The following is a 5757-nucleotide window of genomic DNA, read 5'->3' on the forward strand; positions in this document are numbered from 1 at the left end:
GCTGGCGGTCGTCGCTGCCGGTGGTGCGCCACTGACTTGTCGCAGCGAGCCAAGCCGGTCGCTCGCAACTAACCAGCCCAGTGAACTTCCGATAGCGATCGAAAGGATCAGAAAGGACTTTGATCTCATGCGGCACACGTCACTTTCATCACGCGGTCGCGGCTTGTTCTGCTGAGCGCGACACGAAGAGCAGGTTACTCGGACTTCAATCCGGTCAATTGTATCTGGCCCGATAATCTTTGCCAGCAACCCGTTTGAACCGTTGGAATAGCAACCACCGTATAGGGTTGCAGCATCTCCGAGAAAAACACCCTACCCCAAGGCGATTCGGTTTGAACTCGGTCCGAAAACCGAAAATGTCCGGGAATTAACGCAAAAAGCCCGCCGACCGATTGATCGAAGGGCTTCTCGTTTTTGTTGAGTCGGGGCGACGGACGCGCGGCGGTCGAGGAGGCCTGGAAGGCTCACGAAAAAGGCACGCCTTTTCAAGTTATCCTGATGGACATGCAGATGCCGGAGGTCATGGACGGCTACGAAGCCGCTGCCTTGCTGCGCGCCAAGGGTTATCGTAGTCCGATTATGGCGTTGACGGCTCACGCGATGACGGCCGACCGCGAAAAATGCCTGTCAGCCGGTTGCGACGATTTCGCCACCAAGCCCATCGACCGGCCGAAGCTCATCGCCCAGGTCGCCGCGTACTGCGCGACCAAGGCCGCGACGGCGCTGCCTGAGACTGCTGCGGCACGCTGTTTTCGGTGAGTGCTGTGTAGACTGCGGTTGAAAACGGCGGCGCGGGAAGGGGATCAAGCCAAAGCGACACAAACACCTTCAATTGTAACGATTCTAACTCTTACGACACGCAGCGTCCTTTGCTGCCCAAAAGAACGCGTTTCGATGATCGGCGTTGCGAAAACGCGGCGTAGACTTCGGGATCAGTAGTGTTACGGGGCCGCCCTCATACTTTGCGGCTTGCGGGCGCCGGCAGCAGCCTGCTGATCGAAGTGCGGGTGAGCCAATGTGGATCGCCACCGAGTGCACGAATGTCCGTTCAACCAGTCAGAAGGCTACCGTGGCCACGAAGAAAAGACGGATTGCGGTCATTTTCGCTGCCTTTTGGCTGACGGCGGTGGCGATCGGCATGTCGATGGTCATTTCCTTTTCCAATACGGCCGGAGCGATTGGCAAACCGCTTTCTGAATGGCCCTTCGATTGTCCGATCCAACGAGCGGTCGAACGTAACACCTTACTGATGTTCATCCACCCACGTTGTCCCTGCAGTCGAGCCAGCTTACGGGAACTGGCCGAGATTCTGGCGCAGGCCGGCGATGGTCTCGAAGCAAATGTCCTGTTTTTCCAACCGGTCGACGAACCGGACAACTGGTCGCACACGGACCTTTGGGAGACCGCCACACATATCCCTGGCGTCAAAGTCAAATCGGATCTCGGTGCCGCGACGGCCTCGCAGTTTGGTGCCGAAACGTCGGGCCACGTCCTGCTCTACGACGCCAAAGGCCGACTGCTATTTAGCGGTGGGATCACCGCCGGTCGCGGCCACGAGGGCGACAATTCTGGCCACAGCGCGGTCGTATCACTGGTCCAAGGAAAGGCACACTTGTTGAACTCGTGCCCTATATTCGGTTGTCCAGTCGTAGAGTCAGACTAACGAATCAGGCCCTCGCAGAGGCACCCATGGAAGAACGAAAGATTCCCCTTGAAAACGCGCCCGTATCCGTCCGAGTGGAAGAGTTGTTCCACCAACAATCTTCCCAAATTTTCCAAGCGACCGACCGATTGTTTGTCGTGCTGATGCTGGCGCAATGGATCGCAGGAATCTTCGCAGCGCTATGGCTCTCCCCGAACACATGGATCGGTGCGACATCCCAGGTGCATCTGCACGTCTGGGCGGCTGTGCTCTTGGGCGGCGCGATTACCAGTCTGCCGGTGTTCTTGGGTCTCAAATATCCCGGCCGCCCAATGACACGGCACGTCATCGCGACAGCTCAAGTGCTGTGGTCGGCGTTATTAATTCATCTCACCGGCGGACGCCTTGAGACGCATTTCCACATTTTCGTGTCGTTAGCGTTTTTGTCCTTCTATCGCGAATGGCGGCTCCTGGTCATCCCGGCCATTGTTGTCGCCGTTGATCACGCCATCCGCGGTGTTTTGTGGCCGCAGTCCGTGTACGGCGTCTTCGTGGAGAGCCCATTCCGTTGGATCGAACACACAACCTGGGTTCTGTTCGAGGTCGTTGTTCTGGCGGCCAGTTGTCGTCGCAGTCGAGCAGGAATGCGCGTCAGCGCCGAGCGCCAAGCCCAACTGGAATCAACGAACCAGCGCTTCGAGCTTCGAGTGCAGGAACGCACGCAGGAACTGACTTTAAGCGAGCTGAAGCTCCACACGAGCGAAGCCCGTTTACAGGCAATGCTGAGTTCGACGCTGGATCCGATGATTACCGTCGACAGCCAGGGCATTGTTCAAGCCGCGAGCAAATCCGTCGAAACGGTGTTCGGCTGGAAACCAGACGAACTGATCGGACAGAACATCAAAGTGGTGATACCCGAGCCGTACCGTTCCGAACACGACGGTTACCTGTCCCGCTACCGACAAACTGGCACGTCCAAACTCCTGGGACAGTCCCGCGAGCTGACAGCCAGCCGTCGGGACGGCACGGAATTTCCATGTCTTGTGACACTTTGGAAAGTCGATGTGCCAGAGCAGTCGGAGCCTCTGTTCATGGGACTGCTTCGCGATATCACCGAGCACACGCAGACGACCAGGAAACTGGAGGATCTTGCCTCTCATGACACGCTGACGGGTCTGCCCAACCGCGCATCCATCCTGCGTTCCATTCAGAAAGTGATCGACCGCAAAGACGGTGATCACTTCGCGGTGCTTTTCCTGGACTTCGACCGGTTCAAACTGATCAACGACAGCCTGGGGCACAACGTGGGAGATGAACTCCTCAAAGAGATCTCGCTACGCATTCGCCAGACATCTCAGTCGACCGACAAGTTCCTGCCGGCCCGGCTGGGGGGAGACGAGTTCGTAGTCTTGCTCGACGGTCTCTCCCGCCCGACGGATGCGGTCGTGGTGGCGGAACGGCTGCTTAATGTATTCTCGCGAAGCTACAAGCTGGGTCCTCATACCGTCGTCGCCACGGCCAGCATCGGCATCGTCACCAGCGATCATCGGTTTGAATCGGCCTGCGACGTGCTCCGCGATGCTGACCTGGCGATGTACGAGGCCAAGGCCAAGGGGAAGGCGCGCTATGCGATCTTCGATCAGTCCCTGCGCGATCGCGCTCAAGCCGTACTTCGCATCGAAGGCGGGTTGCGGGAAGCCGTCTCACGGAATGAACTTTTTCTCGTCTATCAGCCGATCGTCTCGCTCGAAACGGGTCGGATGGAGGGTGTCGAGGCGCTGTTGCGGTGGATGCACCCGCAACGCGGCCTTATCAATCCCGCCGAGTTCATCTCCGTCGCGGAAGAGACGGGGCTCATCGTTCCCATCGGCAACTGGGTGATCGACGAAGCCTGCCGGCAACTGGCGGAATGGCGGCGTTTACCGCACGGCACCAACCTGCCGCATTGCGTTCACGTCAACGTGTCGCGCAAGCAATTGCTCCTTCCGAATCTGGTCGGGGTCGTCGAACAAGCGCTCGCCAGGCATGTCATTCCGCCCGAATGCCTGCACCTGGAAGTGACGGAGAGCATGATCATGCGCGATCCGAAAATCGCCATAGCAGCGCTGAGGGAACTCAAACAATTGGGAATCAAGATCGACCTGGACGACTTCGGTACCGGGCATTCGTCATTGTCGTGTCTGCATAATTTTCCGATCGATGTTCTGAAGATTGACCGCGCCTTTATCGCCAATATTCAGCAGGTCCGCGAGTTAGCCGCGTTGTTGCACGCTGTGCTGATTATGGCGGACAACCTGGGCCTGCAGGTGGTGGCGGAAGGAATCGAAGACGTCGAACAGTTCGCCCTTCTGCAGGCACTCGGCTGCGAATACGGACAAGGCTATGTCTTCGCGAAGCCGATGCCTGCTGTCGATCTCGAGCACTGGGTTCCTCCGACATTCAAGACAACCGCGCGCGACTTCGAAGCATTGTCATCCGGCGCACCAATACTAATTCCCGCCGACGAGACCAACCAGATTCACCAGTGCGAGATGCCGGCATGACCCAAGCCAAGATGAATGCCGCGGTCGATAGTGAGGTGCCACCCATCGTTGAAATGTGCCTCCAAGACGTCAGGCACATCGCAACGCTGCCGGTGGTCGCCCTCAAGATCTTACGCCTCGTGGAAGACATCAAGTCGACCGTGGAAGACGTCAACAAGATCATCGCCAGCGATCCGTCGCTGAGTATCCGCATTCTGAAGGTCGTCAACTCCTCGTTCTATGGTCTGCCGCAGAAGATTGGTTCGATCGATCGCGCCGTCTTATTACTTGGTTTCAACGCTGTAAAAAACATCGCCCTCGCGACAAGTCTCCACAAACTATTTCGAGCGGAGCGAATCAGCTCTCATTTTGACGCCCGCGACCTCTGGATGCACTCCGTCGCGGTCGCAACAGGCGCACTCGCCCTGGCGAAAAAGACAGGACTTGTTTTGACCGAGGAGGCATTCCTGGCGGGCTTAATTCACGATGTCGGAATCATGATCGAGATGCAGGCGTGCCGTCAGAAGTTTATTGAAATGATCGACACTCTGCCCGGCGAACAAAGCCTGACGTTCCGCCAAGCGGAGGCGCGCGTATTGGGCGCAACGCACGAAGCATTCGGAGCCGCCCTCTTCAGGAAATGGAAGTTTCCCAAGAAGCTGGAAGACGTCGCCGGATTCCACCACCGGCCGATGCAACTTCCGGAATCCGATCGCATGCTGCCGGCAATCGTCCATGTGGCTGATATTCTGGCCGCTCGCACGGGACTGGGATATACGCGGACGGTCGAAACCGACGCCATCGACCAGCAGGTGCTCAACACATTAGGTCTCAGCAAAGACGACCTTGAAGCTATCGCTAAAACGCTCCCTGGCGCAATTCAAGAAACGCAACAACTATTTTCCGACTGAGAAACTCGGTGAGAGACGCATCGTGATCTTCTCCGTACTGACCCCCTTCCCAAAATGTTAGATTAACCTTCTCCCCATTTCTTGATCCGTCCGGGATGTTAGGTTTTTGCCAATCTGATATTTTGAGAAGGGAGCCGGTCATGGGAACGAAGCCGTCGAGCAATCTGTTCGTGCCGATGGGTTGGACGACGTATGTATCGCACGGTTTCGGCTCCGTCGGCATGGCCATGCCGACGGAGCCGCGCTCGATCATCGCCGATCGCGAAAACAAACATACAGTTTCGGGGCTGATTCGGAGAGAGGCAATCGCTACATGCTGACGGTCCGCATTGTCGCCCCGGAAGCCAAGGCGGAAGCCCGTTCTCGACCAAGCTCCGCTCTAAGTTCGAGTTTCGCAGTTTTAGGCGGCGAAGAATTCTAAGGTGTCAGGAACCGAATTCTGGAGCCCGAGTGATCGAGCTCCATGAACCAGACAAGCTTGGTTCAGCGGCAAAACATTCCTGCCTTCTGCTGTGACCGCAGCCATTCGGTTCCCTGCCGGCACCGCAGGATCAAGCCCGACTAGTTCCAGGCCGCAACGCCGGCCGGCTCCCAGACATGCCGATTCGCCCGCAGGCCTTGGGGTAGGATAAGGGGGGGTAGAATAAGGGGTCGGGAGTCGATTCGCCGGATCGCTGAGAGA

The 5757-nt window shown here is 57.5% G+C and carries 5 protein-coding genes; all 5 read left to right on the forward strand.

Going from position 1 to position 5757, the window contains the following annotated elements; all coding sequences use genetic code 11:
* Positions 1-417 precede the first annotated feature (417 nt).
* Entirely contained in the window at positions 418-759 is a 342-nt protein-coding gene (locus SGJ19_03810; protein MDZ4779361.1) for a response regulator, read from the forward strand.
* A gap of 256 nt (positions 760-1015) precedes the next feature.
* Complete coding sequence (locus SGJ19_03815; GenBank protein ID MDZ4779362.1) at positions 1016-1663, forward strand: hypothetical protein; 648 nt, start codon at positions 1016-1018, stop codon at positions 1661-1663.
* 74 nt (positions 1664-1737) lie between these two features.
* Complete coding sequence (locus SGJ19_03820; GenBank protein MDZ4779363.1) at positions 1738-4185, forward strand: EAL domain-containing protein; 2448 nt, start codon at positions 1738-1740, stop codon at positions 4183-4185.
* Positions 4182-5075, forward strand: coding sequence for an HDOD domain-containing protein (locus SGJ19_03825; protein MDZ4779364.1), 894 nt, complete (start codon positions 4182-4184; stop codon positions 5073-5075). The genes SGJ19_03820 and SGJ19_03825 overlap by 4 nt, the downstream gene beginning before the upstream one ends.
* A gap of 140 nt (positions 5076-5215) precedes the next feature.
* A complete protein-coding gene (locus SGJ19_03830) occupies positions 5216-5395 on the forward strand; it encodes a hypothetical protein (GenBank protein MDZ4779365.1) in 180 nt (59 codons plus the stop codon).
* The last annotated feature ends 362 nt before the right edge of the window (positions 5396-5757 follow it).

The sequence above is a fragment of the Planctomycetia bacterium genome (genome assembly GCA_034440135.1).
GTDB lineage: Bacteria > Planctomycetota > Planctomycetia > Pirellulales > JALHLM01 > JALHLM01.